This is a genomic window from Providencia manganoxydans (assembly GCF_016618195.1).
In the GTDB taxonomy this organism is placed as follows: domain Bacteria; phylum Pseudomonadota; class Gammaproteobacteria; order Enterobacterales; family Enterobacteriaceae; genus Providencia; species Providencia manganoxydans.
The window spans coordinates 2,338,324-2,363,843 of record NZ_CP067099.1; the positions used below are offsets into that span (position 1 = coordinate 2,338,324).

Sequence of the window (25,520 nt, forward strand, 5' to 3'; positions counted from 1 at the left end):
AATCTCTATTAACCATGCTCCCAAGTACTGTACATTGAGGCATGGTAGCTACAGCGGTACCTAAAATAGGTAACTCAATTTTTTAGATAGCGGGCATGAAATGCAATATGTTCACCTATAAAACTCGCAATAAAATAATAGCTATGGTCATAGCCTTCACGTAAATTTAAGGTGAAATCATGACATTTTCTTTGGCACACTTCAGCGAATAATTCGGGCTTTAGCTGATCGTGATAAAATGGATCATGAGTCCCTACATCAACCAACATAGGGGGAGTCACTTGTATTTCATTCAATAAGCTAATGGTATCGTAACGAGCCCAGAGAGACTTATCTTCTCCTAAATAGGCAGAAAATGCTTTTTGCCCCCACGGAACCTGAGTTGGCGCAACAATAGGTGCAAATGCAGAAATACTGCAATAACGTTCAGAATTACGTAACCCGATCATCAATGCACCATAGCCACCCATTGAATGCCCCAAAATAGCTCTTTTCCCATTTGCAGGTAAATGCGCTTCAACTAATGTAGGTAATTCATCAACAATATAGTCATACATATTGTAATGATCACGCCAAGGCGCCATTAACGCATTGAGATAAAAACCGGCACCTTGGCCGAGATCATAGGCATCGTCATCAGCAACTTGCTCCCCTCGAGGACTAGTATCCGGCGCAATAATGATCACTCCATGTTCAGCGGCAAATTGCTGAGCTCCCGCTTTAGTAATAAAATTTTGCTCGTTACAAGTTAACCCTGAAAGCCAATAAATCACAGGATATTGTTTATCTATCACATCAGAAGGCAAATAAGCGGCAAACTTCATCGTACAGTTTAAAGCTACTGAATGGTGTTGATAAACATCTTGCCAGCCACCAAAGCAAGCATGGCGTTCAATTCTTTCCATGTATGCAGACTCCAAATATGTATGTAAATAATATAAGCCCGATAATTCGGGCTTTGATAATCAATCGTAATGGATCACCGTACGGATGGACTTGCCCTCATGCATTAAATCAAAAGCTTCATTAATACTATCTAAAGGTAATGTATGAGTAACAAATGGTTTCAGTTCGATATCACCTTTCATGGCATCTTCAACCATGCCCGGAAGTTGACTTCGCCCTTTCACACCGCCAAAGGCCGTACCTCTCCATGAACGTCCTGTAACTAATTGAAATGGGCGGGTCGATATTTCTTGCCCTGCACCTGCGACACCGATGATTACGGATTGGCCCCAACCACGATGTGCACTTTCTAATGCAGCTCTCATCACATTCACGTTACCAATACATTCAAATGTGTGATCGACACCCCATTCGGTCATTTCAATGATCACTTGCTGAATAGGTTTATCAAAATCGTTAGGGTTCAAACAATCTGTTGCCCCAAATTGACGTGCCAATTCAAATTTTGCTGGATTCGTATCGATAGCAAAAATACGCCCCGCTTTAGCCTGTCTCGCACCTTGAATTACTGCTAAACCAATTCCCCCGAGACCAAAAACGGCTACAGAGTCACCTTCTTGTACCTTGGCGGTATTATGAACAGCACCAATACCCGTTGTCACACCACAACCTAATAGGCAAACCTCTTGGTGATTGGCTTCGGGATTAATTTTTGCTAATGAAACTTCTGCAACCACCGTATATTCGCTAAATGTAGAACATCCCATGTAGTGATATAGCGGTTGACCATTATAAGAAAAACGTGTCGTACCATCAGGCATAACACCTTTTCCTTGTGTTGCACGTACCGAGACACATAAATTGGTTTTTCCTGATTTACAGAATAGACATTCACCACATTCTGCTGTGTATAAAGGAATAACATGATCTCCCGGTTTCACACTGGTGACCCCTTCACCGACTTCAACTACTACACCAGCCCCTTCGTGCCCTAGAACAACAGGAAAAAGCCCTTCAGGATCTTCCCCTGATAGTGTAAAAGCATCCGTATGGCAGACACCAGTATGGCTGATTTTGACCAGTACCTCACCCGCTTGAGGTGGCATTACATCAATTTCAACAATTTTCAGTGGTTCTCCGGGGCCAAATGCCACCGCTGCACGTGATTTCATAATGGATCCTTTTTGTTATTAACGCAGGTATGTACGAATGAGTGAAATAGCATCATCAACAGATTCTTTCTGGATTTGTGTTGTTGCGGACTCTTGTAGCCCTTCTCGTAAATGACTTTCTAACACCCCAGCCATTAAGCCATTCACGGCTCCTCGGATAGCGGCAATTTGTTGCAATACTAAGCCGCACTCCACCTCATCTTCCAAGGCGGTTTCCAGAGCTTGTAACTGACCTTTTAATTTTCTAACTCGAGTCAACACAGCTTTTTTTTCTTTCGGTGAATGAGGCATGATAATGAGTACCTATAATATACATAGGGGGAGTATAGTATTATTAAGATAATCTGTACAGAATTGATGCTATATGGGTTAGAAAGTGCTTTCTATTAGCGTAATACTATTAATAGCAATACGCTTTTTATACACTGAAAAAAATTAATTTTTTGAGTGAACCCAATGAATAACGATGAAATAAAATTCTATCAACAAGAGCAACATTTTTGGTCGGCTATCTGCCAAGAAACCATGCAATTTGGCCAGGCGACAACTGCTTATTTCTCGGAGTTGCCTATCCCCGCGTTTAGTTTTATTTACTTACATGCAAACGCTGAATTATCTGATTTTGTTGCTGCTAATCATCAGTTTACGATAAAAAACAAACCTTATTTATTGGTGGTTCATGAGAACACATTACAACAAGTCATGCCATTAATTACTGAGCATCGTTATCAAAGTGACGGTGAAACGACGGCTATGATATTAGCCAAAGCAGACATCATAAAAAATGCAGATAGTACAATTCCCGAAGGATATACCATCATGCAATGTAATCAGAATTTAACTGATTGGGCACAACCATTGATCAGTGCTTTCGGTTCACAAGATAATGATGAAGAAGAAGATTTAACTGTAATTAATGAATACATTCGCTATCACCAAAGAGCGTTGGATAGGAATACACAATTAGAACATTATGTATTATTAAAAGATGCTCAACCAGTATGCTCACTTACACTCACTGTAAATGGCAAAATGGCACGTTTAGATGATATCGGCACAGAAACCCAATACCAGCGGAAAGGACTAGCAACGCACTTGATTAAATATGCGTTAAACGAGTGTAAGAATAAAGGAATTGAGTCGTGCTTTTTGGAAGCATCAAGCGATGGCTTATCGATTTATAAAAAATTAGGCTTTACTTCGTTGTTTCAGTATCATTGCTTTATTGTCGAATAAACCATCTACAGGTACTGATTAAAAAGTACCTGTAGTTAAATAAGGTACTATCGTCATAATTAATAGTAATATCCCACCACCAATATTAATCACTTTTTTTAGTTTCACGATATCAATTTTTGTTGATGTCACTATTAATAGACCACATGACAGTACTAACCAAAGTGCCATCATAATAATATGAATAGTTGATAATAAAAGAAAACTAAATAGAGTTGGATCTATACCAGCGAAACTGGTAACAACCACTAAATAAAGAATGATCGCCTTTGGGTTAAGCAAATTCGCTAAATAGGCATCTTTTAAGGTAACAGTTTTAAGCTTTTTACCAATAGATTGTTTCGATGCTTTGATTCCTGAATAAATTAACATCACAGACAGGTAAATTAAATAAATCGAGCCTAGGATACCGATCAATTTAAATAACCAAGGCGAAGAAACGATGATTTTTGTTACACCTAAACCAACTAACAATCCATGAGTTAAAATCCCTAATCCAGTTCCTACAATGGGAACAACAAGGCCACGAAATCCGCTATTCAACGAACTATTAAGAGCAATCGCAAAACTTGCCCCTGGAGAGATAACGATAGGTAATAATGTTAATATGAATCCCCAAATATCCATGGCCTCCCCTTTTTTATTTCCTAGTTAACAAGCAGATAAAAGTTTGCTATTCAGCAAGCTTTATATAATGAGATTTCACTAGGGTATCGAGGTAAACTGTTGTTTTAACGTGGCGATAGTGAGATTGAATATCACTTTGGGTAAATAAAGGTACACCATGACCTAATAAGATTGGAGCTCTAGTCAAAATCAACTCATCAATTTTGTTTTCTGCTAAAAACGTCTGTATTACCTTTCCCCCATCAATATACACCCTTTTAAAATTATAAGGTTTAAGTGTTAGTTCAATTTGCTGAAGTGTACCTTGTAATAACTTAACTGAATCAGGGAGTGATTCAGGTAATGTTGATAATGATTGACTTAATACAAATACAGGCTTATCAAACGGCCAATCACCACCAAACCCCAAGACGGTTTCAAAGGTATTTCGCCCCATAATAACAGCGTCAATACTAGCCATAAATTCAGCATAGCCAAAATCAGAACCATCGGGGTTATCAATATTGGTCAACCAATCAATATCACCATTTTTATCCGCAATATAACCATCAAGACTGGTTGCAATATAAGCGATAAACTTCATTTTTATTTCTCTACAAGTGACAATAATAAACAAAAATTATAATAAAGATATGATTGGTTTTTAGTTATCCATGTGTGCGCTAATCAGCCTTTGTCGATTATTAACTTTGACCCGCTAACTGACTAAAACTCGCTCATCATTAATTTTTACCTCCAGCAATCATCCCTTTAATGGGGGCTTAAGCAACTTATTTTTTATCTACGGTTTGATACCATAATTGGATATCTTTAACAATTAACTCTGTTTGCCCTTGGCCTTTATTATCAACGAAAAAATGGTCGAGGCCTTGATAGGTTTTAAAATAAACGTGTTGATTGTTACTTTTTTCCATCATTCTCACCACACTGTAAGGGTCAACATTAATATCATCCATGGTTTGGATCACTAAATGCGGTGTTTTCACCGATCGTATTAGTTTTTGATTATTAATAGTTAACATCTCACGCCACCATTTTCCACCATGCTCACTTGGAAACTGGTCTTCATCGAGTTTATTTTGCACAACTTCTTTCGCAAATTGTTTAAAACCATCAATATATTGAGGAATTTCTGCTGTAGGTGTTGTTTTTTCAATACTATAGATAACATCATTAATGAAAAACTGCCCTCCCATATTCAATGATACCGATGCTTGTACTTTATCGGTTTTTGATATGATTAAATTTGTCACCACTGCACCTTCACTACCGCCAATAATCACAATATTGTGGTAGTTATTTTTAAGGTATTCGATCAAGGCTAAATAATTTTCAGCTCGTTCCAGTGGAGAGTCATTTTTCATATAATCAATAGGACAATCCTTAGCCGAAACTTCTTTTCCATCTTTACCAACTTGACTATTCAAGCCCGTTTTTTCCACTAATAGAATGTCATTTTTAGGAAATGCGCCTCCAAAGTTTTTTATCATACTGTCGTTGTTAACAACGCTTCGGCAATCAGAACCTTGAATTAATACTAATAAATCATCTGAAGGCTGTACATCACGCTTGATAATGTAATAATGAATTTCTTTCCCTGACTTATTGTTGATTTTTTGTAAATCAAATGTATTGTTAGCAAATGTAGTCAAAGAAAATGTTGTCAACATTAAAAAAATAGCGCATTTTTTCATATTTTTAACCATTAATTATTGTTATTTTTTACCTATATATTATATAAAAAATATATTATTTAAATATAAGCCAAAAATGCTTTGTTCCATATAATTGATATTACGTTAAAATAAAACAGTGTTGTGAGTAAATTTAAGATTTTACTAGTTTTAAAATCAGTTACCCTAAATATGTGTGTCAATTTAGTATACTCATAGTCACATATGATTATTTTGTTATTTAATTTCTGTTGTCAGCACTTGGGACTTTTAAAAATATATCTTAAGTACTCAAAATGTCGCTAAGCCAATATTCGACAATTTTAAGTATCATAAACCAATGTCCTATTACAAAAAACAACATTTTCGGTGCGGTAAACTTATCACCGCACCCTATTTCTTGCCCTATCATGCAAATAAAATTTGCATATCTGTTTTCACTAATAGTTGGTGTAAATCATTTGGTATGTGTTTATTCACCACTAATATCGATATTTGTTGGCAGCTTGCGACCAAATATCTTGCTGCCCCCGGTAATTTATCTGCGGTAATCCCCATAATAACTTGATTACTCTGCTCAATAAGTGCTTTTTTGAATTCAGCCTCTTCATAATCAAAAATGGTTACACCAATTTGAGGATCAAAAGCACAACCACCAATAAAACACTGGTCAAAATATATCTGTCTTATTTGATGCATTGAACTATTGCTAACACTCGCGCCGATTTGTGTATTCATCTTACCACCAATCATAACCACCTCACACAACGGCTTTTTCATCAACTCTATCGCAATCAAAGGTGAATTTGTGACTACCGTACTCGCTAACGTTTCTGGAATACTTCGGGCAATTTCAAGATTAGTAGATCCTGAATCAATAAAAACACACGTATTGTTCTTAATTAAACTTGCACATTTCTGCGCGATTGTGGTCTTTTCCGCTTGATTCAATCCTATTCTTTGTTCGAACGTTCCTGCTGATTCCAGTACACTGACAGCACCACCATGTACTCGTTTACAAACGCCTTCTTCCGCTAATTCATTTAGATCACGGCGAATAGTATGTTCTGAAACCCCCATCTCTCTGGCAAGAATAGTGCAAACCACACGCCCTTCATTTTTTAGTAATTGACGTATTTTTTTTTGTCTTTGATCTGGAAAAGCGGCATAATCGAGCATAAAATCATCCTATGGTTAAACTGAAAACATCATAGTCGAGCACAAAAAGATGTCAAATTAATTGATACCTTCCGTTCAATAAGGGTCTTCTTATGTCGCAACATCCATTGATAGATAGCTTTTTCCTACATGAACTCGCTAATATTGCAGGTAAAGCATCACTTGAACATTATCGAACTCATGAATTAACTGTTTTAGAAAATAAGCCTAAAGCAGATTACCAATTTGATCCCGTGACACAAGCAGACAGGTTGGCTGAAAAATTAATGCGAGAACACATTACAAAAATTTATCCAGAACATTCTATTATTGGTGAAGAGTATGGAGTAACGGGTGATAGCCCTATTCAATGGGTGTTAGATCCGATAGATGGCACTCGCCCATTTTTATGTGGTTTACCTCTTTGGGCAAACTTAATTGGGCTAACGATTGATGGCAAAGCTACAATGGGTATGATGAGCCAACCTTATATTGGTGAACGTTTTTGGGCTGATCACTCAGGAAGTTGGACAAGTAGTCATCATGGACATTTCCAGCTACAAACCCGTAAAAACATCCCTCTTGACCAAGCCATTTTGCACACTAACTCTCCAGAACCTATCGATAGCCATAAAAATATTCACTTTACTGCGCTCACAAAAAGAGTGTTAATGACCCGTTATGGCGGTGAATGCTATGCCATGGCAATGCTAGCAGCAGGACGAATTGATATTTGTTTCGATTTCGCACTAGAACCTTATGATATCGTCCCTTTGATCCCTATCATTGAACAAGCAGGAGGGCGCGTCACAACTCTTGATGGCAATCGGGCGGAGAAAGGTGGCGCTGTATTAGCAACTGGCTGTCCTATTTTACATGAGCAAGTTTTAGATATTCTTAATCATGGATAATGTAACCACTTAACTCTAAATAATTCGAGATGCAGCTAACGGTGAATAAGTCGCTAAGTACATAGAAAATTATGTGAAAATGCGAATAAATAAACCACTATGCCTTAAAGAAAGGTGCTGTAACTTGAAATATAATGAGTACAATAAAATATATTAATAAAATGACTCTATCTTCTGAATTATTAGAAACATCACCAGCAATGCCACCAGCTAAAAAAGAGCAAGTGGCTACACGAATTATTTTCTTTATTGCTGGTTTTGCAACCGCTTCATGGGCTGCGTTAGTTCCTTTTGTAAAAACCAATACCGGCGCCAACGATGCCATGCTGGGCTTATTGCTGTTATGCTTTGGGGTTGGTGCTTTAGTCGCAATGCCTTTGACTGGAGCACTTGCCGCTAAGTTTGGTTGCCGTCGGTTGATGGTCACTTCAACCATTGGTTTTTGCCTCATTTTGCCACTCTTACCCGCTATTTCACATGTCAGTATACTGATTGCCAGCCTATTACTTTTTGGTATCGGCATTGGTCTTACTGACTGCGCCATGAATATACAAGCCGTCATTGTTGATAAAGCCTCAGATAAACCAATCATGTCTGGTTTTCATGGATTCTATAGTGTTGGTGGGATTGCGGGTGCAGGTGCTATGAGCGCGATATTACTCCTTGGGGTATCTCCTATTGCTGCCGCAACAATCATTTCATTATTCTCACTATTACTACTCTTGATTAGTTTTAAAGGCTTTTTAAAATACGCCCACGCTCTAACCGGTCCTTTACTCGCCCTCCCTAAAGGTATCGTATTGGTTATCGGTATTGTCTGCTTTGCGATTTTTCTTGCTGAAGGAACTGTTCTTGATTGGAGCGCAGTCTTTTTAATTGAACACCATGGCCTAAAGGAATCCCTAGGTGGTTTAGGTTTTGCTGCTTTTGCAACCACAATGACTCTTGGCCGCCTAACGGGTGATAAAATTGTGATGCGTGTTGGTTCTGCCCGAGTCGTCTTTTGGGGCGGTTTATTAGCTTGTATTGGTTTTATTATTGCAGTGTTATCACCCTATTTAACCATAGCGATATTAGGCTATGCATTAGTTGGCGCTGGTTGCTCAAACATCGTTCCTGTGATGTTTTCTGCAATAGGAAAACAAAACACCATGCCAGAAGCATTGGCCGTGCCTGCTGTTTCGACTTTGGGCTACCTTGGGATCCTCGCAGGTCCAGCCGCTATTGGCTTTGTTGCTTTCCAGTTCACGTTAGCCGCTGCTTTACTGATGATAGCTGGGTTATTGGTTATTATTGCTTTTGTGACTAAATTGGTCAGAGTTTGAGCTCATTTATGAAAACCATCGTTATAACAGAGGTTTTTTCTCCTTGAATTAGAACTGTATAGAGAAAATGAATCATAGCCATTACTATTTATTGAGATTTCAAATACTCATTCAATAAACTAATATATTTAATTCAATGATTTTTGGTACATTATGACTTCACAAACAAAGAATAATATCATCATTATAGGTGCCGGTATTGTTGGATGCACTCTTGCTTGGTACTTATCTCGTAACTATACAGGAAAAATTACGCTCATTGATAAATCTGACGCTGCGGATGGCGTCACTCAACACGCCTTTGCATGGTTGAATGTTTCCTATGGTCGCCCTAGTGGCTATAGTCAATTCAGAAAGCAGGCTCTGAGTGAATGGCGTTCTCTTGATAAATTAACTCAAGGCAAACTCAACGTGAATTGGTGTGGTGCCATTAGCTGGCAAGCTAACACTGAGGCAACGCATCAATTTATCGAGTCCCATCATAAAACAGGATTCAATATTAAAGCCCTCACTCAGGCACAATTACAGGTTCTTGAGCCCAATTTACGTGTTCTTCCTAAACTTGCTGCCTTTGCACCCGATGAAGCTTATGTTGACCCTGTTTACACCACAAAAACATTACTTGAGCTTGCAATAATCCAAGGTGTTAATTATTTACCGCATACCCATGTACAACAATTACTGAAAGATAATAATAAAATTGTCGGTGTTACAACATCGTTAGGCGATCTATATGCAGATCAAATTATCGTGACGGCAGGCCTTGGGGCTATTGAGCTGTTCAAATCATTGCAGATCCGCCTTCCTATCGCACCTTCTCCTTCAATTATTGCTCATTTCCATGACAGTACCGCGACGCCAGCGATGAAACATATTATTTCTACACCAGAAATGGAAGTTCGACCAACATTGGATGGAAATACGCTCTGTGCGGAAGACTATATTGATGAACAGCCGGAGCACAGTGCAATGAATATCGCACGAAATGCCTTATCTGTGATCCAAAATTCATTTATAGCTACGAGTACATTAAGTCTAGAAAATGCTTTCATTGGAATGCGACCTATGCCACAAGATGAGATGCCAGTCGTCGGTAAAGTTGCTGATTTCAGTGGTTTATATATTATAAGTATGCACGCCGCTATCACCCTTGCGCCATTAATCTGTCATCTAGCGCAAAAGGAAATAATACATGGCACAGAACAGGCGGCACTTCGCCCATATCGATTAACACGCTTTACATCAGGTAACTGAGACATGAATATACCGCTCTACTATTTAAGGCATTATCAATCGATCGAAAAGACATTTTGGACTTCGATTTGTGAACATAGCATACAAATCGAACAGCATACCATTTGCTACCTTACACCGTTAAATTCGCCTGTATTTAACTTTATCTATCTCCAGCCTGAATCTTCGATTCAAGCGTTTAAACAAGCACATAGCCTTTTTGTCGCACAAAAGAAAAATCATACCTTAGTGATCCCTGAGGAAATGCTACCCGAAGTTGTCTCTGAAGCACTCTCTTTAGGCTACAAACGTGACAGCGTAACAACTGCTATGGCGTTGTCCCTAGATAAACAACGCTCAGTTAAACTACCAGAGAATCAGGTTGATATTGTCTTTGCTAATCATGACCTTTCGCTATGGGCCAAGCCATTAGTTTCTGCCTTTTATCTCTCTGAAGAACACGACCAAGTGGTTAGCGAGTACGTTCGTTATCATGAGGATGCCTTGCTACAAGGTGCTCCACAATTCCATCTAGTACTACTGGTTAACGGATCCCCTGCGACTTCCATGACTGTCACCATTGAAGGTGCATTAGCGCGTTTCGACGATATCGGTACAGAACCCTCACACCAAGGTAATGGTTATGCGTCGCAGCTCATCGCATACGCATTAGCGTTTTGCCGCCAACAAGGCGTAGAGCATTGTTTCTTAGATGCTTCTGAAGCAGGTTTTGATTTGTACAAAAAATTTGGTTTCGAACCAATGTTCCGCTATATCAATTATGTCTGGTGCAAATAATCTATTAAATTAGCCATTTTTAACCAACAACCCTAAACTGAGCCATTGATTAACCAATGGTTCATTTATGATACTAATGGCGCAAGTAACATAACCCATCATCGGGATCTTATCGAAACAAACAGGGTGTTGGGTTAAATATGATTGCTTATCGCAATCAGATACCCTGTGGTTTTATTGCATTGATAATTTTTCAAATCATTCCGCCTTCCCATGAGGTATAGCTGCTTATGCCCTATCTATAATCGCCACCACGGTATAGGGCACTTTTTATTTGATAGATTTGGGTAGTTAACTGATAGCATTACTTTTCCCAACTTTTTGCGCAACAGCAGTGGCGGATAATTGATTAATTCGTTTAGGTGGCAGCTATACCACCGCTAAATACTGTTGAATTATCCATATATCATAAGTTAATACGATGAAAATTAATATTATTGGTTGTAGTGGCAGCGGCAAGAGCACACTTGGCCGTGCATTAGCGTCACTTTACTCAGTTCCATACATCGAGATGGATGCCCTTTATTGGCAAAAAAATTGGCAACCCTCTACCGATGAGCAATTAACTGAAAAATTAATCCATGCCTTAGATAGTGCCGCTGATGGTTGGGTACTTGATGGTAATTATACCCGCACACAACCAATTAAATGGCAAGATATCGATATGGTTGTTTGGCTGGATTACTCTTTTTCTCGCACATTATATCAATCTATATCGAGAACCTTTTCGCGGCTGATTAACCAAAAAGAACTTTGGCCTAATACGGGAAATGTTGAATCATGGAAAAAAGCATTCTTTAGCCGAGACTCGATCATTTTATGGGTTTTAAAGACTTATCATAGTGGGAATGCAAGGCGGATCATCAGTATGGTTGATGAACAATACCAACATATCCGTTTTATACGTCTTACCTCCCCCAAAGAAACGGCCACTTTCTTGCAATGGATGCGAAAAAACATCAGTGAATAAATGACAATCAGCCTAGTTACTTGAGCAATTTTGTATGAAACATAAACGCAAATTACTATATGTACTATTTTCACTCTTAATCATCATGACAGCTGTTATCTTAACTGGGCAATTCGATGATTTTGATTTAGACAACAGACAAACAACTGATATTAGTTTTACAGCCGATGGTAATAAATTATCTGGCACACTTGTGCTACCTAGCTCTGAGCAACCTAGCGCAATTGCTATATTCATTCATGGTGATGGCCCGCAAGATCGTTTTTCAAATTCAGGTTATTTACCGTTAATAAATACCTTAGTTGATAACGGTATCGCTGTGTTCAGTTGGGATAAAGCAGGTATTGGCAATAGCCAAGGTAACTGGCTGAATCAAACTATGGCAGGTCGTGCAGATGAGGCAAAAACCGCTTTAGCACTATTACGTGAAAAATACCCTTCTCCTTCAGTTTCTATTGGTTATTTTGGCTTTTCTCAGGCTGGATGGGTTATTCCTATTGCTGCGTCACAAAGCTCACCTGATTTTTCAGTCATTGTCGGTGGGGCAATAAATTGGCGAGATCAAGGTGCTTTTTATCATCGTATTCGTCTCACTCAAGAAAACATCGAAAAGTCTCAAATTGATCAACAAGTCGCAGAACAACTACAATCTTACGATGCTATTTTTGGTATTAATGGTAGTCACGACCCAGCTTCGACACCTGAGCTGTCCCTCGACCGATTTAACTTTGTTGATCGCAACTTTCTGAATGATGCATCGCAAGATATCCCTACAATGCGCAGACGAGTGCTTGCAATATGGGGGGAAGATGACCTGAATGTTGATGCACAAACAGATGCTTGTCGTTATAAAAAACTATTGGAAAATAATCCTAATAGCACCGTTGTGCTAGTAAAAAACAGTACTCATGGGCTACTTAATGCATCACTGTTTAACTACCAGCTAGATAGTCAATGGCCGTGGTGGAAAAAAGCCTATTTTCTTTACCTAGGCCGTGAAGGTTATACGCCACATACACTGCCATTAGTGATTGATTGGCTAAAACAACAGCCAATCGCTATTCCCAAAGATTGGCAACCAGCGTGTTCCCAGTAACCAACAATAGCGGGTCTGGCTGAGCATGTTCAGCCAGACAAATCATAATTTAATTAGGCATCACAAGCCGTTTTTAACGCCGCATTCTGTTGATATTTTTCAATACCAAGTTCGATTAATCGGCTGATCAGCTCTTGATAAGTCATACCACCTTGCTGCCACAATTTTGGATACATACTAATATTTGTAAAACCAGGTAACGTATTAATTTCATTAATGATAACTTGATTATCTTCTGTTAAAAATACATCAACCCGTGACATGCCACTGCAATTTAAAGCTCGATAAGCCTGTAAAGCAATCTCTCTTATTTTATCACTTACCTCTGTCGACAAATCAGCGGGAGCGACAACGGATGCACCATTCTCATCGATGTATTTTGTATGATATGCATAGAAGCTATCATGCAAAACAATTTCACCACATGGGCTTGCTAACGGTTGTTCATTACCCAATACAGCGCATTCAATTTCGCGCCCTTTTACTGCACTTTCAACCAAGACTTTCACATCAAATAAGAATGCAAAATCAAGTGCTGCGTTGAACTCTGATTCGTTAGTCACTTTACTGATGCCAACAGAAGAGCCTTGATTAGCGGGTTTAATAAATAAAGGTAATCCGAGTTGTTTTACTGTTGCATCGTAGGTAACAGTTGCGCGATCAGCTATCATCAAGGTAATAAATGGCGCAATCTGCAAGCCTGCATCACGTAATAGGCGTTTAGTGATATCTTTATCCATACAGGCTGAGGAGCCTAAAACCCCAGGGCCGACAAAAGGCAAATTCGTCATACGCAATAGCCCCTGCAATGAGCCATCTTCGCCTAAATTACCATGGACGATAGGAAAAATAACATCAATTTGCGGGAGTGGCTGAGCGTCTTCAAGTGAAATAAACTGCTGCGTTGTTTTACCTGGAATAATAGCAATACTGCGTTTTGGCGTATTCAATGCAATTTTAGAAGGATCATTTGCATGAACTAAAAAGTTAGTTTCATCATACTCATGCCAATGCCCTTGTTTATTAATACCAATAAGACATACATCAAACTTATCGCGATCAAGACCATTTATAATATTTTTCGCTGATTGCAATGAAACTTCATGCTCTGTTGACTTACCGCCAAAAATCACACCAACCCGTAATTTACTCATTACTCACTCCACCTTAAGAAACCAACAAAACCCAGCTAGAAAATATAACACGTCAAGAAATAGTTATGGGATAAAATCTTTATTTTTCACATAGGTTCGCTGAAAGAATAAACAATTAATAACAAAGGTGAAATGTCAGTAACCGTTTTCAGTTAACATTGCACTTTGTTGTAGGCTTTGTTTTAACCAATCGATAAAAACTGCCAATGCACTGCCGCTGATCGGTGTTTTTGGTGCTAATAGATAGTAAGCAGAACCATCTTCAATGAATCCTTGTGGTGCAATCAATTGCCCTGACTGTAACTCATCTTCAACCATTAAAAATGAAGCAATTGCCACACCTTGTCCTGAAATTGCCGCTTGAATACATAAATAAAAGTGCTCATAGGAAACTTGTCGAGTTATTTGATGAAAGCTCCCCATTTGTTGTTGCCACTGATGCCAAACAGATGGGCGAGAGGCTGGATACAATAACGCAATATCACTGGTTTTATTTTGCCAATCTAAATTAGGTTGTAGTACAACGCCCACTTTTTCACTGCAAACCTTCTGCGCATAAATATCATTATTCCATTTAAAGTCATTACGCCGTAGTGCTAAATCAACCCCCGCTTTAGCAAAGTCAATAGCGCCACCAGCAGCAATTAAATGTACCGTAATATCTGGAAACAATTGATAAAACTGAGTTAATCGAGGAATTAGCCATTTCATCGCAATCGTTGGTTCGCAAGAAATGCTAACGACGTTGCTATCATCAAAACACTGTAATTCAACAAGCGTTTTTTCTAACTGTGAAAATATTTCGCTGGTGGTTTGAGAAAGTCGTTTACCCGCAGAAGTTAAAAATACAGCACGATTGCGCCGTTCGAACAGCTCTACACCAATATGCTCTTCTAGCAAACGTATTTGTCGGCTGATAGCACTGTGAGTGACATGTAATTCCTGAGCCGCTTTCACAAAACTGCCACTGCGTGCCGCGACATCAAAAAAACGCAATGACGATAATGGAGGTAGTTTCATTATAGGTTACAAAAACTGACAGATTTACGTCAGCATAAATCGCTTTTTAACTCAATACAATCTATTGATAATACAAATAATCAAAAAGATAAATCGATCACAAGAGAAGTATTTATGTCAGTTTTTATTGCCTATCAGAGGAGCATCAAATGAATGAACTGATTACAGTGGCAACTATTACATTTTTAGCTGTTATAAGTCCAGGACCTGATTTTGCGATGGTGACACGCAACAGCTACGCCTACGGGACTAAAGTAGGCTTATTTGCAGCATTAGGTATTGCTGTTGGCGTTCAAGTGCATGTCTTCTATACCCTATTTGGAGTGACACTGATTATTATGGGGTCACCAACACTGTTTACTATCGTAAAATTATTGGGTGTTGGTTATTTGGTCTATATTGGTTTTAAATCCTTTACGAATACACAAAAAATGAATACTGAAGGAAACAACCTTACGAAGCCTTCATCACTGACGGCATTCAGAATGGGCTTTTTGACTAATGCATTAAATCCAAAAACGATGTTTTTTGTTGTTTCCGTTTATACTCAAGTTATCCAAAACAATAATTCACAATGGCTTAATTTCAGCTATGGGCTATTTATCTCTTTTGCTCATTGGTTATGGTTTAGCTTGATCGCCCTATTTTTTGCTACTCCAACCATTCGTAATCGTATACTTAACTATCAATTAACTATGGATAAAGTGATTGGAGCATTATTGATGATACTTGGTATTTCGTTACTGTTTTTGAATAGTAAATAATTTTACTTCAGCAAATTTGCTTCATTTACCATACTTGCCAACTGTAATAAATCATTCGGAATATTCAGTTTGGCAAGCTCCTCAAAGGGGATCCATTTAAATTCATCTGCTGGTTTTCTTTCTGGGGTGATTAATTCACACAGATATACCATATCAATATGCCAATGATTACCCTGCTTACCATCTATAATAAACTCTTTCAAAATGGCCAAAGGAACGGGCAAAGCATATACATGATCAGTCCTTCGAACTTTGGTTACCGTGGGATACGCACAATCAATGATACGGCACATGAGACCAGTTTCTTCGAAGACTTCACGGATCACAGCATCTTGAGGCTCTTCATTTTCTTCAATGTGCCCCCCAGGCGGCAGCCAAAAACCTAGCTTAGGGTGCTCATGTAATAAAAACTCACCTTTATCATTACGGATCATTGCTGTCGCTGTAAAATGCTTACTTTGTTGTTCCATCGCTTCATGACTCCCTATTTTGCGTTGCTTTCCAATCAAATGGCATTAACTGTTCTAAAGTCATTTCAGTGTCATTATCAACCGCAACTCGCGTTTGTTTATTTTTATTCGATAATTGACTGACTAATTCACGACATCGGCCACAAGGTGGTACGACATTTCCGGTTGAATCAACAGCAACCATCGCTTTAACCACTGAACCACCTGCTTTAAGTAGTTCTGCAACCGCACCATGCTCCGCGCAAAATCCTAAGGAACACGCAGTATCAATACTGATCCCCGTATAAACTTCACCATTTTCTGTTTCTAACGCTGCGGCAACATAACCACTTTCAATATAATGACTCACCACCGTGGGTTTGGCATACTTTTTAGCGATTTCAATCAAGTGTTTCATATTCATCCTCTTTATTTACAAAGCGAGTCTATTTCAGATGTTAAATAAGGCAAAAGCCAATCGTGCGTTCTCACAGATCGACTAAATACAACACCGCTGCTTGAATTTGTGCTAATGCGACTCTTAATTGTTCATAGGAAATGGAACTGAGTGCCACTCGAATAGCTTGTGGATATGATGCCCCCCCTGCATAGGACTCAGCCGTGCTGACAGCTATATTGACTTGTTTTAGCCGACTCACTAACGCTTCTGCACGAACACCTTCAGGTAAAGGGATCCAAATAAAATAACTATATTGATGGGCGATATAGTCTATTTGGTTCAACACTTCTCTGACAATGTTTTGTCGTGCCTTGGTATCTCGTCGTTTTTTACGCTCTAATTTTGCAACTTCACCACTTTCTATCCAATGACACACAATCGCTGTTGTAATTGCGGGTGTATTCCACGTGGTGATACGAATTATCCGTTCTATTTCTGAGATTTGCTGTTTAGGGGCAACCACCATGCCTACTCGTAGCCCTGTTGCAACATTTTTTGAAAAACCAGTGACATAAAACGTGATATCAGGGGCTAACTGAGCAAAAGTGGGAGGTGCAGGATGCTGTAAATAAGCGTAAGAGCCATCTTCAATTAACCAAAAACTATACTGTTTAGCTAACTGGATAATCGCATGTCGTGTAGGAAGATCTATCACCCATCCCAATGGGTTATGAAGTGTAGGCATTGCATAATAACCACGAATATTTCTTTGTTGGCACAGCCTTGCGAATGCAACCATATCTGGCCCTGTTGCCGTTACAGGCACCACAACCAGTTCAATATGATAAATCTTCGCTAATGCTTTAAAACCTGGATAAGTTAGCGCATCAACAGCAATCACATCACCCGGGCTAAAAATACCTAACACAATCGTTGCAAGGCCATGTTGGGCGCCACCGACAATTGCAATTTGATCAGGATCTATCTGCTTTATTCCTCTTTGAGCCAGATAGTTAGCAAAAATAGCCCTTTCATGACGACGCCCCACATGAGGTAAATAATGAAGAAAACCTTCTATATCTCCTCCTGAAGACAAATGCCGTAATGCTTCTCTTAACCTTTGTGTTTGCTCATTTTCGACTGGATAAATGTAATTAAGATCTAACATTGTTGGGACAACATCATGTTCAATGCTTGATGTAGGCAATAAGCTTACGTCACGTACAAATGTTCCTCTTCCTGTCTCACCACTCACTAATCCTTGTTTGATCAGTTCATTATAGACACGTGACGCTGTCACCAATGAAATGCCATTTTGCTTAGCAAACGCACGATGTGTCGGCAATCTGGTACCGGGTGCTAATTCACCACTATGGATCCTATTCGCTAAATCATCTACATAGCTTTTATACCGAGCCTGTGTCATGCAATTGTACCTATGACAATTTTTTGATTGTCATGATTATCTCGATTAGTTTAGCTGAATACAAGTCGCAATATAGGCATAAATTATTAGGTAATTAAAATGAAATCGTATTCTCATACTACTCGCGGTTGGATAAACGGCTTTATTGGAGTCGCTATTTTCAGTGGTTCACTGCCCGCAACTAAAGCAGCTTTAATTGGCTTTTCTCCTGACTTTTTAACTGCCAGCCGAGCCGCTATCGCAGGGTTACTCTCTGTGCTGATTTTAATACTGTTTCGTCAAAAATTACCAAATAGACAACAAATTATTGGATTGTCTGTTGTTGCATTAGGTGTCGTCGTTGGTTTTCCATTTTTAACCGCCCTCGCCTTAAAACAGGTAACTTCTGCGCATTCTATGGTCTTTTTAGGGCTACTGCCTTTATCTACCGCTATTTTTGGTGTGTTGCGTGGTGGTGAAAGACCCCATAAAGCATTTTGGTTCTTTTCTGTATTAGGTAGTCTGTTTGTTATGGGATTTGCCTATTTTCAGGGAGGAAACAGCACATTAATCGGTGACTTATATATGCTCGCTGCTGTTTTAGTCTGTGGCCTTGGTTATGCCGAAGGCGCAAAGTTATCAAAGCATTTAGGTAGCTGGCAGGTCATTTGTTGGGCATTAGTTATTTCATTACCGGTCATGCTTATTCTCTGCCTATTACTTTGGCCTGACAGTTTGGAGGCTGTTCCTGCTTTTGCATGGGGTGGGCTTGGCTATGTCGCATTATTTAGCATGCTAATTGGCTTCTTCTTTTGGTACAGCGGATTAGCGGAAGGAGGTATTGCAGGTGTAAGCCAATTACAACTACTACAACCTTTTATGGGATTAATGATTTCAGCATGGATACTTAAAGAATCAATTAACACATTGATGGTTATCTCAACAATAGGCGTTATTATTTGTGTTATCGGTTCAAAACGTTTTAGCCACTAACAACAAGCAAAATGGTGAAGTTCAATCACTGAACTGCCCATTTTTTTATTAAAAGAGCCAGTTAATGCACTTAAAGCGCGATCATTTGATCCACGTTTAGCTAAGATGAAAAGATTATTACAATCGCATTGGAATTATCTATGACAATATCAATCGAGCAGCTCAAGCAACAAATAATGACATTTCTGGATGGTGATCCTAATGAAAACCCATGGGTAAAAGGAAAACCTCAACCTGAACAGATTGATGTTGTTAAATATAATAATGAATGTCCATTAATTTTTACTGAGCAAAAACAAGCAATTAGTAATGTACTTGCTAATCAATTTATAAGTATTGAACATGTAGGTTCAACCGCAGTACCTAAATTAGCGGCAAAGCCTGTTATTGATATTGATCTGATTGTTCAATCACCTAATGATGAAAGTCGCTATCTAGCGGCCTTAGAAAGCTTAGGTTATGAGCTGACGGTAAGAGAGCTATCATGGTATCAACATCGGATGTTACGCTTAGCTGAACCCCGAGTGAATCTACATATCTTCCCACAAAATTGCCCTGAACATATACGCCATCTCTTGTTTCGTGATTGGTTAATCACACATCCAAAAGATTGCGCTTTATATGAGGAAACTAAACTGTCGGCGAAAATGGGTACCAATGATGTTGTGACCTATAACCTGAATAAAAATGAAGTAGTTAAACAAATCTATCAACACATATTTGCTGAACTGGATACCCTTTTACCTGCATTACTTATTACTAATTATTAGGTCACCTATGCACTTTATTACGTTAAATGAACACCATACTCACCTTATCGAGCAAATTACCCATACTCTGCATACTGAATGGCACGAACTCAAATCATGGAGTGATCTTGATAATATTCGTCAGCGCTTAATCACACGTATTACAGCGCCTAGCCCACAAACCGTTGCTTGCTTTATAGATGATAACGAGCAATTACTTGCTACCGCCAGTATCATTTTGAATGAGCTCATTGGCATTAAAGATAGCAAATGGTGGATTGGTGAAATCGTTACGGTGCCCTCTGCTCGTGGTAAGGGTATCGGTAGTCAGCTCATTGAGCAGCTTTATCACAAATTTAAACAACATACTGATGAATGTCTGTACTTATACACACCAGATATGCAAGCGCTTTATCGCCGAATGGGATGGCGTGATGTACAACACACTATCGCTAATAATGAGCAAGTAACTGTAATGAAACGCGGCTAGGCTGTTGCCAAACGTATTATGTTTGGCAACAGTGACTAATGTTTTGACATAAACGAGAAAAATCAATTGATTGATTTTCGGCTGATAACACGAAGCGGGAGAAAGCACGCTTTTATTCCGTTTCGCAGCCATTTACCGACCATAAAATGGCCGGCAAAGAATAAGCGATATGTAAGATTTTAAGCGGCTAATGCAAGTTTAGCACCAAACATTAAGAACACGGCACCAATACAGCTATTAGATAGCTTAGAGAGTTTTTGGTTATGTTTAACCATATTCGTAACAGCGACGGCACCAAAGATTAATAATGACAAGTAAATCATGCTACATATTTCCAAAATACTACCCAGTATAAAAAATGGGATCCCCGCATTCGGGTAAGTAGGCTCAATAAATTGGATAAAGAATGACACATAAAAAATAATCATTTTAGGATTGAGCAAGCTTAAAAATACCGCTTTTTGATACGTCCCTTTTGTCGCTAGGACAATTGCATCCACATCTGCGGCTTGCTCTTTTTTATGGAAAACACTGTAAAGCGTTTTCACTCCTAAATAAAATAAATAAGTTGCACCAACATACTTAATAACACTAAAGAAGATAGGCGATGTTTTTACTAATGAAGCAACCCCTAAAAATGATAAAAAAATCAGTATCGCATCACCTGAAAACACACCTAACGCCGCTTTATAGCCATTTTTGATGCCATATTTTGCACTGCTTGTTAATACAAATAAAGAATTAGGGCCTGGAACAAGTGTAATGAAAATCACACCAATTAAATAAGTCCATAAGTTTGTGATACCAAAATTTTCAAGCATAAGGAACCCGCTAACTTAATAAAAGTTATAACAAAAAATAAACATATCTACTTGATGACACCTATGATACACGGGTTTATTAAACTGTAAAAGATATCACTATATGCAATACAAAATACAGTCATATGAACTAGTTATAAATACACAGATATACATTTTAAACCTAAAAACACCCTTAAGTTAGAGTTATATTTCACTTTATCTGTGAGAAATAGAACCCTGTTGTTTTCAATCTTAAAACAGTTTTTTATTCCAATTTATTTATTTTTATTGAATTTATAAACTAATTAAAAATATTTGAAAGTGATAGTGAAACTCATAACGATTAGCGGTATAACTATTCTGGATTTAATCGCATCGATACTCTAAATAATTCGAGGGGCAGCTAGGCGACAAGTGAGTGACTCGCTAGGAGAATATACATGTATGTGATTAGTGCGAATGAGCATAATCAACAGCGCTGCAACTTGAAGTATCACGAGTATATTTATTTGAATTTTGTAGGAACCCACTTTGGATAGCGCCAACTATTTTCATCTACAAGAGCTCAATGGGCTAGAAATGATCCAAGCTCAATACCATCATCAAAAATTTTCCCGACATACTCATGAAGGCTTTTGTATTGGTGTAATGGAGGATGGCGCACAACAGTTTTTTCGTACTGGTGAAAATCATTATGCACCAAAAGGCGACATTATTATTATCAATGCTGATGAAATTCACACTGGCTCTTCTGCTGTTGCAAATGGCTGGGCTTATAAAGCTATTTATCCCACACCTGAAATGTTTGAACGTTTAACATTAGATCTCAACACTGAAAACTATGGAGTTACCCCTTGGTTTCCAAATGCCGTTATTCATGACTCAGGTTTAGCAAGCCAACTTAGCCTACTCTTCGATTTACTGCTACAACCAAACAATACCTTGTTAAAAGAAACCTTGTTACTTTCTTCTATGAGTTGGTTAATTTTAAAATACAACAAAAGTAGGTTGCGACTTCAGGACATTACCCCTGCCAAGCAAAGCATACAAAATATTTGTGACTTGATGATGAATAGCGCTGAGCAAGAACATTCATTAACTGAATTAGCTACAATAGCAGGCTTTAGCCAGTGGCATTTTTTGAGACAATTTAAATTACATACTGGCACTACGCCACACGTTTTTTTAATACAAGCAAGATTATACAAAGCCAAAAAATTACTTCTTCAAGGATTAAAACCTGCTGATGTTTCAAGTCAATGCGGTTTCTCTGACCAAAGTCACTTCACTCGCCATTTTAAGCAAGCTATTGGTGTGACTCCAGGCCAATATATTCAACATCAAATAAATAGGCTAAGTGACCATAAATAGCTTATTAGCACGAATGAGCGAACTCACCAGACCTTAATAAAATGCGCGGCAGCTTGAAGTCTGACGAGAAAAGAGCAATTTTATTCTATAACCTTTATAACAACACCAGTATGATAAAGAAAACGGTCAAAAAGGGTATTAAATCAATGCAGTTACAACAAAGTCGCCATTGGCGGCGTGCTTTTATTGATGGATCAATACATATGACACCATTAAACTTAGCCGTTATTCCATGGGGTATTTTAGCGGGTTCAATGGCTGTAGAGGCTGGACTTTCGTTTTGGCAAAGTATCTCTATGTCGATCATGATCTTTGCGGGAGCGGCTCAGCTTGTGACTTTAGGTTTATTAAATTCAGGAGCGGGCTATCTAACCATTATTATTTCTGTGTTTTTCATTACATCGCAGCATCTACTGTACGGTCTCACCATGCGCCCCCATGTAAAAAATTTTACTACAGCAGAACGCCTAAGTATTGGTTTTTTATTAACTGATGAATTATTTGCCATCAGTGCAGCTAAGCGGCAGCCATTAAGTTTCCCTTACTTATTTGGTGCGGGGTTTAGTTTTTATATCGTGTGGTTAATCACTAGCCTCTGCGGCATCGTCATGGCTAATTTCATTACTGATCTTAGCCGATTACATTTAGATTTTTCTGTTGTCGCAACATTATTAGCAATTGTTGTCCCCCTGACTAAAAAAGTCAGTACGATTTGTGGTGTCCTCTTCTCACTGATTGTTGCGGTGGTACTTTCACTTTACTCAATTAGCAGTGCAATTGTCATTGCTGGGGTTGGTGGAATGTGCGTATCAGTTTTAGTTTCTCGTTTACTTAAGGAAGAAAAATGATTTGGGTATTAATTATTTCGCTTTCCATCATCGTTTTTTCTCTGCGTTATATTTTTTTGATCCCGCAGTTACCTGTTAGGTTACCACTGTTTATTAAACAAGCCTTAAGCTACTCGGCTCCTTGTCTTTTAACTGCTATTTGCGCGCCGGTGATCCTTTTAGAAAATCACCAGCTACGCGACTTTCCTGATAACCCCTATCTATGGGGTGCCCTTTTCTGTGTCATCACGGCATCACTTATTCGAAATATGTTAATGACAGTTGGACTCACATTGCTCTTTTTCTATAGCTTGATTTACTTTATTGGCTGATTTCATAAGGTATGTATCGCTAATATAGACTCTAAATAATTCAAGATGCAGCGAAACAAGAAGTGAATAAGTCGCTAAGATCATGTGCCAATATGTGACCCGCGCAAATGGCCACTTAATGCAAAGCGCTGCAACTTGGGTATTACGAGTATAAAACAACAAAATCGCTAGCTTTACATACCCCTCTATTCCTTCTAATATCCTCACCTCAAAATTACACTATTTTTAAATTTCAGCCTTGGTGGTTGATTTGAAATACAGATGAGATCATTAAATATGCTGAATAATTATGTGTTACGTAGTGTCCGTTACATGCTAGATCTGAGTGATAACCAGATGGTTGAAATTATTAAACTTGCTGATTTAACTGTAACTAAAGCTGAAATGGTAGGTTGGTTAAAAAAAGACGACGATCCTGACTATGTTGAATGCAATGACAAATTACTTGGCCATTTCTTGAACGGTTTGATCTATTTCCGCCGTGGTAAAGATGACAATAACCCAATGCCTGAAGTAGAAACTCGTATTACCAATAATATTATCCTAAAAAAACTACGAGTTGCTTTTGCATTAAAAGACACTGATATGATCGAGATCTACCAAAAAGTTGATTTTCGTGTTTCAAAACCTGAACTTAATGCCATATTCCGCAAACCTGATCATAAAAACTACCGTGATTGCGGCGATCAGTTATTACGCTATTTTCTGAAAGGCATGACGATGCAACTGCGTAATTTATCCAAGTAATTTACTTACATTAACTACGCGAGCCGTTGCAATAGATATTGCAAAAATACATCTATTTTCGGTGATAATGAACGACGGCTCGCATAAATAGCTCGTAATTCAATCGGAGCTGGCTGCTCATCAAACTCAATCACCTCAAGTAATCCTTGTGCAATTTCCTGTTCACAAGGCTCTTTGGCCAAAATAGCGTAACCGACCCCTTTAAGAGCTGCAACATTGGCTAAAATACCGCTATTCACTCGATATTGGCTATTAATATTAATTTTTTGCTGGCATTGTTGTTGATCAATAAACACCCATGGCTGGCCTGATAAGGCACTTAAACTAGAAATACATGGCATATTGGCGAGGTCTGCGATTGTTTGAGGCCGCCCTGTTCGCTCAATAAGTTGTGGTGATGCGACGACCACACTTTGCCACGTTTTAATTAGCCGAGAGTGATAGCTGCTATTATCCAATTCACCACGATGAAAGGTAAACAGTAAGTCGATATCATCATTTATCACATCCAAGGGCATAAGCTGTGTATCACAGTGAATCGCTAATTTCGGATGCTGTAATGCAAATTCAGCGATTATCTCGGCTAATAATAGGCTCCCCGCTTCACTCGGAATAGTAAGACGTAAAGCACCCGATAATATTTCACGGTGACTAATTTGATCTAAAGTCTCATCGAGTTCTTCATAAAGCCTTTGGCTCTGCTTTAATAAAATATCACCTTGTTCGGTTAGCCTCATACTGCGCGTTGTTCGTTCAATTAAGCGACAATTTAGCTGTTGTTCTAACTGTTTTATACTACGGCTAACATTCGATGTCGGCATTGATAATTGCTGTGCTGCTCGCGCAAAGCTCCCTTGAGAGGCGACGGATATAAATACTTTTAATAAATTTAGGTCAACTGACATTAAGGA

General features: G+C 38.6%; 29 protein-coding genes. 15 read left to right on the forward strand and 14 right to left on the reverse strand.

Annotated features, from left to right (window positions below; translation table 11 throughout):
* Nucleotides 1-74: 74 nt before the first annotated feature.
* The 3 genes from fghA to frmR are packed head-to-tail and all read right to left on the reverse strand — an operon-like array spanning nucleotide 75 to nucleotide 2,369.
* On the reverse strand, nucleotides 75-905 hold the full coding sequence (gene fghA, locus JI723_RS10400) for an S-formylglutathione hydrolase (RefSeq protein WP_272579829.1): 831 nt from the start codon (nucleotides 903-905) through the stop codon (nucleotides 75-77).
* Between the two features lie 60 nt (nucleotides 906-965).
* The gene (locus JI723_RS10405) at nucleotides 966-2,078 is read right to left on the reverse strand and encodes an S-(hydroxymethyl)glutathione dehydrogenase/class III alcohol dehydrogenase (RefSeq protein WP_319066005.1); all 1,113 of its coding nucleotides are present in this window, start codon (nucleotides 2,076-2,078) and stop codon (nucleotides 966-968) included.
* 18 nt (nucleotides 2,079-2,096) lie between these two features.
* Nucleotides 2,097-2,369 carry a formaldehyde-responsive transcriptional repressor FrmR gene (frmR, locus tag JI723_RS10410; RefSeq protein ID WP_070927947.1) on the reverse strand — a complete coding sequence of 91 codons (273 nt, stop codon included), beginning with the start codon at nucleotides 2,367-2,369 and terminating at the stop codon, nucleotides 2,097-2,099.
* Between the two features lie 165 nt (nucleotides 2,370-2,534).
* On the opposite strand from frmR, the gene JI723_RS10415 reads away from it, so the two are divergent.
* Nucleotides 2,535-3,314 carry a GNAT family N-acetyltransferase gene (locus JI723_RS10415; RefSeq protein ID WP_318705723.1) on the forward strand — a complete coding sequence of 260 codons (780 nt, stop codon included), beginning with the start codon at nucleotides 2,535-2,537 and terminating at the stop codon, nucleotides 3,312-3,314.
* 18 nt (nucleotides 3,315-3,332) lie between these two features.
* Here the strand turns inward: JI723_RS10415 and JI723_RS10420 are convergent, their stop codons facing one another.
* The 4 genes from JI723_RS10420 to JI723_RS10435 form a co-directional block, all read right to left on the reverse strand.
* Entirely contained in the window at nucleotides 3,333-3,941 is a 609-nt protein-coding gene (locus JI723_RS10420) for a LysE family translocator (RefSeq protein WP_070927943.1), read from the reverse strand.
* Between the two features lie 46 nt (nucleotides 3,942-3,987).
* A complete protein-coding gene (locus tag JI723_RS10425) occupies nucleotides 3,988-4,524 on the reverse strand; it encodes a dihydrofolate reductase family protein (protein WP_070927941.1) in 537 nt (178 codons plus the stop codon).
* Nucleotides 4,525-4,711: 187 nt separating this feature from the next.
* Nucleotides 4,712-5,635 carry an alpha/beta hydrolase family protein gene (locus tag JI723_RS10430; RefSeq protein ID WP_318705724.1) on the reverse strand — a complete coding sequence of 308 codons (924 nt, stop codon included), beginning with the start codon at nucleotides 5,633-5,635 and terminating at the stop codon, nucleotides 4,712-4,714.
* A gap of 387 nt (nucleotides 5,636-6,022) precedes the next feature.
* Complete coding sequence (locus JI723_RS10435) at nucleotides 6,023-6,793, reverse strand: DeoR/GlpR family DNA-binding transcription regulator (protein ID WP_272579825.1); 771 nt, start codon at nucleotides 6,791-6,793, stop codon at nucleotides 6,023-6,025.
* Nucleotides 6,794-6,885: 92 nt separating this feature from the next.
* Between JI723_RS10435 and JI723_RS10440 the strand changes: the two genes are divergently transcribed.
* The 6 genes from JI723_RS10440 (at nucleotide 6,886) to JI723_RS10465 (ending at nucleotide 13,105) form a co-directional block, all read left to right on the forward strand.
* Nucleotides 6,886-7,683: an inositol monophosphatase family protein gene (locus tag JI723_RS10440; protein ID WP_272579824.1), complete on the forward strand. Its 798-nt coding sequence runs from the start codon at nucleotides 6,886-6,888 to the stop codon at nucleotides 7,681-7,683.
* Nucleotides 7,684-7,844: 161 nt separating this feature from the next.
* Complete coding sequence (locus JI723_RS10445; RefSeq protein WP_319066147.1) at nucleotides 7,845-9,008, forward strand: MFS transporter; 1,164 nt, start codon at nucleotides 7,845-7,847, stop codon at nucleotides 9,006-9,008.
* Between the two features lie 153 nt (nucleotides 9,009-9,161).
* Entirely contained in the window at nucleotides 9,162-10,262 is a 1,101-nt protein-coding gene (locus JI723_RS10450; protein ID WP_319066000.1) for an NAD(P)/FAD-dependent oxidoreductase, read from the forward strand.
* A gap of 3 nt (nucleotides 10,263-10,265) precedes the next feature.
* Nucleotides 10,266-11,039: a GNAT family N-acetyltransferase gene (locus tag JI723_RS10455; protein WP_070927935.1), complete on the forward strand. Its 774-nt coding sequence runs from the start codon at nucleotides 10,266-10,268 to the stop codon at nucleotides 11,037-11,039.
* Between the two features lie 421 nt (nucleotides 11,040-11,460).
* Nucleotides 11,461-12,009 carry a shikimate kinase gene (locus JI723_RS10460; protein WP_319065997.1) on the forward strand — a complete coding sequence of 183 codons (549 nt, stop codon included), beginning with the start codon at nucleotides 11,461-11,463 and terminating at the stop codon, nucleotides 12,007-12,009.
* A 34-nt stretch (nucleotides 12,010-12,043) separates the two neighbouring features.
* Nucleotides 12,044-13,105, forward strand: coding sequence for an alpha/beta hydrolase family protein (locus JI723_RS10465; protein ID WP_319065996.1), 1,062 nt, complete (start codon nucleotides 12,044-12,046; stop codon nucleotides 13,103-13,105).
* Nucleotides 13,106-13,158: 53 nt separating this feature from the next.
* Here JI723_RS10465 and ddlA read toward each other — a convergent pair whose 3' ends face one another.
* Both ddlA and JI723_RS10475 read right to left on the reverse strand, forming a co-directional pair.
* Nucleotides 13,159-14,259, reverse strand: coding sequence for a D-alanine--D-alanine ligase (gene ddlA / locus JI723_RS10470; RefSeq protein ID WP_070928692.1), 1,101 nt, complete (start codon nucleotides 14,257-14,259; stop codon nucleotides 13,159-13,161).
* A gap of 135 nt (nucleotides 14,260-14,394) precedes the next feature.
* Entirely contained in the window at nucleotides 14,395-15,279 is an 885-nt protein-coding gene (locus JI723_RS10475) for a LysR substrate-binding domain-containing protein (protein WP_175442536.1), read from the reverse strand.
* Between the two features lie 149 nt (nucleotides 15,280-15,428).
* Here JI723_RS10475 and JI723_RS10480 point away from each other — a divergent pair, with 149 nt between their 5' ends.
* Nucleotides 15,429-16,043: a LysE family translocator gene (locus JI723_RS10480; protein ID WP_272579820.1), complete on the forward strand. Its 615-nt coding sequence runs from the start codon at nucleotides 15,429-15,431 to the stop codon at nucleotides 16,041-16,043.
* A gap of 2 nt (nucleotides 16,044-16,045) precedes the next feature.
* On the opposite strand, the gene JI723_RS10485 is transcribed toward JI723_RS10480, so the two are convergent.
* The 3 genes from JI723_RS10485 to JI723_RS10495 all read right to left on the reverse strand — a co-directional run bounded on the left by JI723_RS10485 (nucleotide 16,046) and on the right by JI723_RS10495 (nucleotide 18,318).
* Complete coding sequence (locus JI723_RS10485) at nucleotides 16,046-16,513, reverse strand: NUDIX hydrolase (protein WP_070928687.1); 468 nt, start codon at nucleotides 16,511-16,513, stop codon at nucleotides 16,046-16,048.
* A gap of 4 nt (nucleotides 16,514-16,517) precedes the next feature.
* Nucleotides 16,518-16,910 carry a cytidine deaminase family protein gene (locus JI723_RS10490; RefSeq protein ID WP_081335959.1) on the reverse strand — a complete coding sequence of 131 codons (393 nt, stop codon included), beginning with the start codon at nucleotides 16,908-16,910 and terminating at the stop codon, nucleotides 16,518-16,520.
* A gap of 70 nt (nucleotides 16,911-16,980) precedes the next feature.
* Nucleotides 16,981-18,318, reverse strand: a complete 1,338-nt coding sequence (locus tag JI723_RS10495) for an aminotransferase-like domain-containing protein (protein ID WP_272579819.1) — start codon at nucleotides 18,316-18,318, stop codon at nucleotides 16,981-16,983.
* 99 nt (nucleotides 18,319-18,417) lie between these two features.
* Between JI723_RS10495 and JI723_RS10500 the strand changes: the two genes are divergently transcribed.
* The 3 genes from JI723_RS10500 to JI723_RS10510 all read left to right on the forward strand — a co-directional run bounded on the left by JI723_RS10500 (nucleotide 18,418) and on the right by JI723_RS10510 (nucleotide 20,529).
* The gene (locus tag JI723_RS10500) at nucleotides 18,418-19,290 is read left to right on the forward strand and encodes a DMT family transporter (protein ID WP_272579818.1); all 873 of its coding nucleotides are present in this window, start codon (nucleotides 18,418-18,420) and stop codon (nucleotides 19,288-19,290) included.
* A 140-nt stretch (nucleotides 19,291-19,430) separates the two neighbouring features.
* Entirely contained in the window at nucleotides 19,431-20,060 is a 630-nt protein-coding gene (locus tag JI723_RS10505) for a GrpB family protein (protein WP_319065992.1), read from the forward strand.
* A 7-nt stretch (nucleotides 20,061-20,067) separates the two neighbouring features.
* Nucleotides 20,068-20,529, forward strand: coding sequence for a GNAT family N-acetyltransferase (locus tag JI723_RS10510; protein ID WP_272579816.1), 462 nt, complete (start codon nucleotides 20,068-20,070; stop codon nucleotides 20,527-20,529).
* 179 nt (nucleotides 20,530-20,708) lie between these two features.
* Here the strand turns inward: JI723_RS10510 and leuE are convergent, their stop codons facing one another.
* Nucleotides 20,709-21,350, reverse strand: coding sequence for a leucine efflux protein LeuE (gene leuE / locus JI723_RS10515; RefSeq protein ID WP_140180116.1), 642 nt, complete (start codon nucleotides 21,348-21,350; stop codon nucleotides 20,709-20,711).
* Nucleotides 21,351-21,863: 513 nt separating this feature from the next.
* On the opposite strand from leuE, the gene JI723_RS10520 reads away from it, so the two are divergent.
* The 4 genes from JI723_RS10520 to JI723_RS10535 all read left to right on the forward strand — a co-directional run bounded on the left by JI723_RS10520 (nucleotide 21,864) and on the right by JI723_RS10535 (nucleotide 24,609).
* Nucleotides 21,864-22,703: an AraC family transcriptional regulator gene (locus tag JI723_RS10520; protein WP_070928675.1), complete on the forward strand. Its 840-nt coding sequence runs from the start codon at nucleotides 21,864-21,866 to the stop codon at nucleotides 22,701-22,703.
* A gap of 146 nt (nucleotides 22,704-22,849) precedes the next feature.
* Nucleotides 22,850-23,551: an AzlC family ABC transporter permease gene (locus JI723_RS10525; protein ID WP_140180120.1), complete on the forward strand. Its 702-nt coding sequence runs from the start codon at nucleotides 22,850-22,852 to the stop codon at nucleotides 23,549-23,551.
* A complete protein-coding gene (locus JI723_RS10530) occupies nucleotides 23,548-23,862 on the forward strand; it encodes an AzlD domain-containing protein (protein WP_070928671.1) in 315 nt (104 codons plus the stop codon). Before JI723_RS10525 ends, JI723_RS10530 begins: the two co-directional genes overlap by 4 nt.
* A gap of 276 nt (nucleotides 23,863-24,138) precedes the next feature.
* The gene (locus JI723_RS10535; RefSeq protein WP_272579892.1) at nucleotides 24,139-24,609 is read left to right on the forward strand and encodes a YehS family protein; all 471 of its coding nucleotides are present in this window, start codon (nucleotides 24,139-24,141) and stop codon (nucleotides 24,607-24,609) included.
* A gap of 14 nt (nucleotides 24,610-24,623) precedes the next feature.
* On the opposite strand, the gene JI723_RS10540 is transcribed toward JI723_RS10535, so the two are convergent.
* Complete coding sequence (locus tag JI723_RS10540) at nucleotides 24,624-25,514, reverse strand: LysR family transcriptional regulator (protein WP_070928667.1); 891 nt, start codon at nucleotides 25,512-25,514, stop codon at nucleotides 24,624-24,626.
* Nucleotides 25,515-25,520 lie beyond the last annotated feature (6 nt).

What these genes read in the sequence shown, in the direction of transcription:
- JI723_RS10535 (WP_272579892.1), top strand. Translation starts at nt 24,139, where the DNA reads ATGCTGAATAATTATGTGTTACGTAGTGTCCGTTACATGCTAGATCTG.
- leuE (WP_140180116.1), bottom strand. Translation starts at nt 21,350, where the DNA reads ATGCTTGAAAATTTTGGTATCACAAACTTATGGACTTATTTAATTGGT.
- JI723_RS10540 (WP_070928667.1), bottom strand. Translation starts at nt 25,514, where the DNA reads ATGTCAGTTGACCTAAATTTATTAAAAGTATTTATATCCGTCGCCTCT.
- JI723_RS10530 (WP_070928671.1), top strand. Translation starts at nt 23,548, where the DNA reads ATGATTTGGGTATTAATTATTTCGCTTTCCATCATCGTTTTTTCTCTG.
- JI723_RS10415 (WP_318705723.1), top strand. Translation starts at nt 2,535, where the DNA reads ATGAATAACGATGAAATAAAATTCTATCAACAAGAGCAACATTTTTGG.
- JI723_RS10440 (WP_272579824.1), top strand. Translation starts at nt 6,886, where the DNA reads ATGTCGCAACATCCATTGATAGATAGCTTTTTCCTACATGAACTCGCT.
- JI723_RS10430 (WP_318705724.1), bottom strand. Translation starts at nt 5,635, where the DNA reads ATGAAAAAATGCGCTATTTTTTTAATGTTGACAACATTTTCTTTGACT.
- JI723_RS10505 (WP_319065992.1), top strand. Translation starts at nt 19,431, where the DNA reads ATGACAATATCAATCGAGCAGCTCAAGCAACAAATAATGACATTTCTG.
- JI723_RS10435 (WP_272579825.1), bottom strand. Translation starts at nt 6,793, where the DNA reads ATGCTCGATTATGCCGCTTTTCCAGATCAAAGACAAAAAAAAATACGT.
- JI723_RS10510 (WP_272579816.1), top strand. Translation starts at nt 20,068, where the DNA reads ATGCACTTTATTACGTTAAATGAACACCATACTCACCTTATCGAGCAA.
- JI723_RS10445 (WP_319066147.1), top strand. Translation starts at nt 7,845, where the DNA reads ATGACTCTATCTTCTGAATTATTAGAAACATCACCAGCAATGCCACCA.
- JI723_RS10490 (WP_081335959.1), bottom strand. Translation starts at nt 16,910, where the DNA reads ATGAAACACTTGATTGAAATCGCTAAAAAGTATGCCAAACCCACGGTG.
- fghA (WP_272579829.1), bottom strand. Translation starts at nt 905, where the DNA reads ATGGAAAGAATTGAACGCCATGCTTGCTTTGGTGGCTGGCAAGATGTT.
- JI723_RS10460 (WP_319065997.1), top strand. Translation starts at nt 11,461, where the DNA reads ATGAAAATTAATATTATTGGTTGTAGTGGCAGCGGCAAGAGCACACTT.
- JI723_RS10480 (WP_272579820.1), top strand. Translation starts at nt 15,429, where the DNA reads ATGAATGAACTGATTACAGTGGCAACTATTACATTTTTAGCTGTTATA.
- JI723_RS10405 (WP_319066005.1), bottom strand. Translation starts at nt 2,078, where the DNA reads ATGAAATCACGTGCAGCGGTGGCATTTGGCCCCGGAGAACCACTGAAA.
- JI723_RS10465 (WP_319065996.1), top strand. Translation starts at nt 12,044, where the DNA reads ATGAAACATAAACGCAAATTACTATATGTACTATTTTCACTCTTAATC.
- JI723_RS10495 (WP_272579819.1), bottom strand. Translation starts at nt 18,318, where the DNA reads ATGACACAGGCTCGGTATAAAAGCTATGTAGATGATTTAGCGAATAGG.
- JI723_RS10500 (WP_272579818.1), top strand. Translation starts at nt 18,418, where the DNA reads ATGAAATCGTATTCTCATACTACTCGCGGTTGGATAAACGGCTTTATT.
- JI723_RS10475 (WP_175442536.1), bottom strand. Translation starts at nt 15,279, where the DNA reads ATGAAACTACCTCCATTATCGTCATTGCGTTTTTTTGATGTCGCGGCA.
- JI723_RS10420 (WP_070927943.1), bottom strand. Translation starts at nt 3,941, where the DNA reads ATGGATATTTGGGGATTCATATTAACATTATTACCTATCGTTATCTCT.
- JI723_RS10455 (WP_070927935.1), top strand. Translation starts at nt 10,266, where the DNA reads ATGAATATACCGCTCTACTATTTAAGGCATTATCAATCGATCGAAAAG.
- JI723_RS10485 (WP_070928687.1), bottom strand. Translation starts at nt 16,513, where the DNA reads ATGGAACAACAAAGTAAGCATTTTACAGCGACAGCAATGATCCGTAAT.
- JI723_RS10450 (WP_319066000.1), top strand. Translation starts at nt 9,162, where the DNA reads ATGACTTCACAAACAAAGAATAATATCATCATTATAGGTGCCGGTATT.
- JI723_RS10425 (WP_070927941.1), bottom strand. Translation starts at nt 4,524, where the DNA reads ATGAAGTTTATCGCTTATATTGCAACCAGTCTTGATGGTTATATTGCG.
- frmR (WP_070927947.1), bottom strand. Translation starts at nt 2,369, where the DNA reads ATGCCTCATTCACCGAAAGAAAAAAAAGCTGTGTTGACTCGAGTTAGA.
- JI723_RS10525 (WP_140180120.1), top strand. Translation starts at nt 22,850, where the DNA reads ATGCAGTTACAACAAAGTCGCCATTGGCGGCGTGCTTTTATTGATGGA.
- ddlA (WP_070928692.1), bottom strand. Translation starts at nt 14,259, where the DNA reads ATGAGTAAATTACGGGTTGGTGTGATTTTTGGCGGTAAGTCAACAGAG.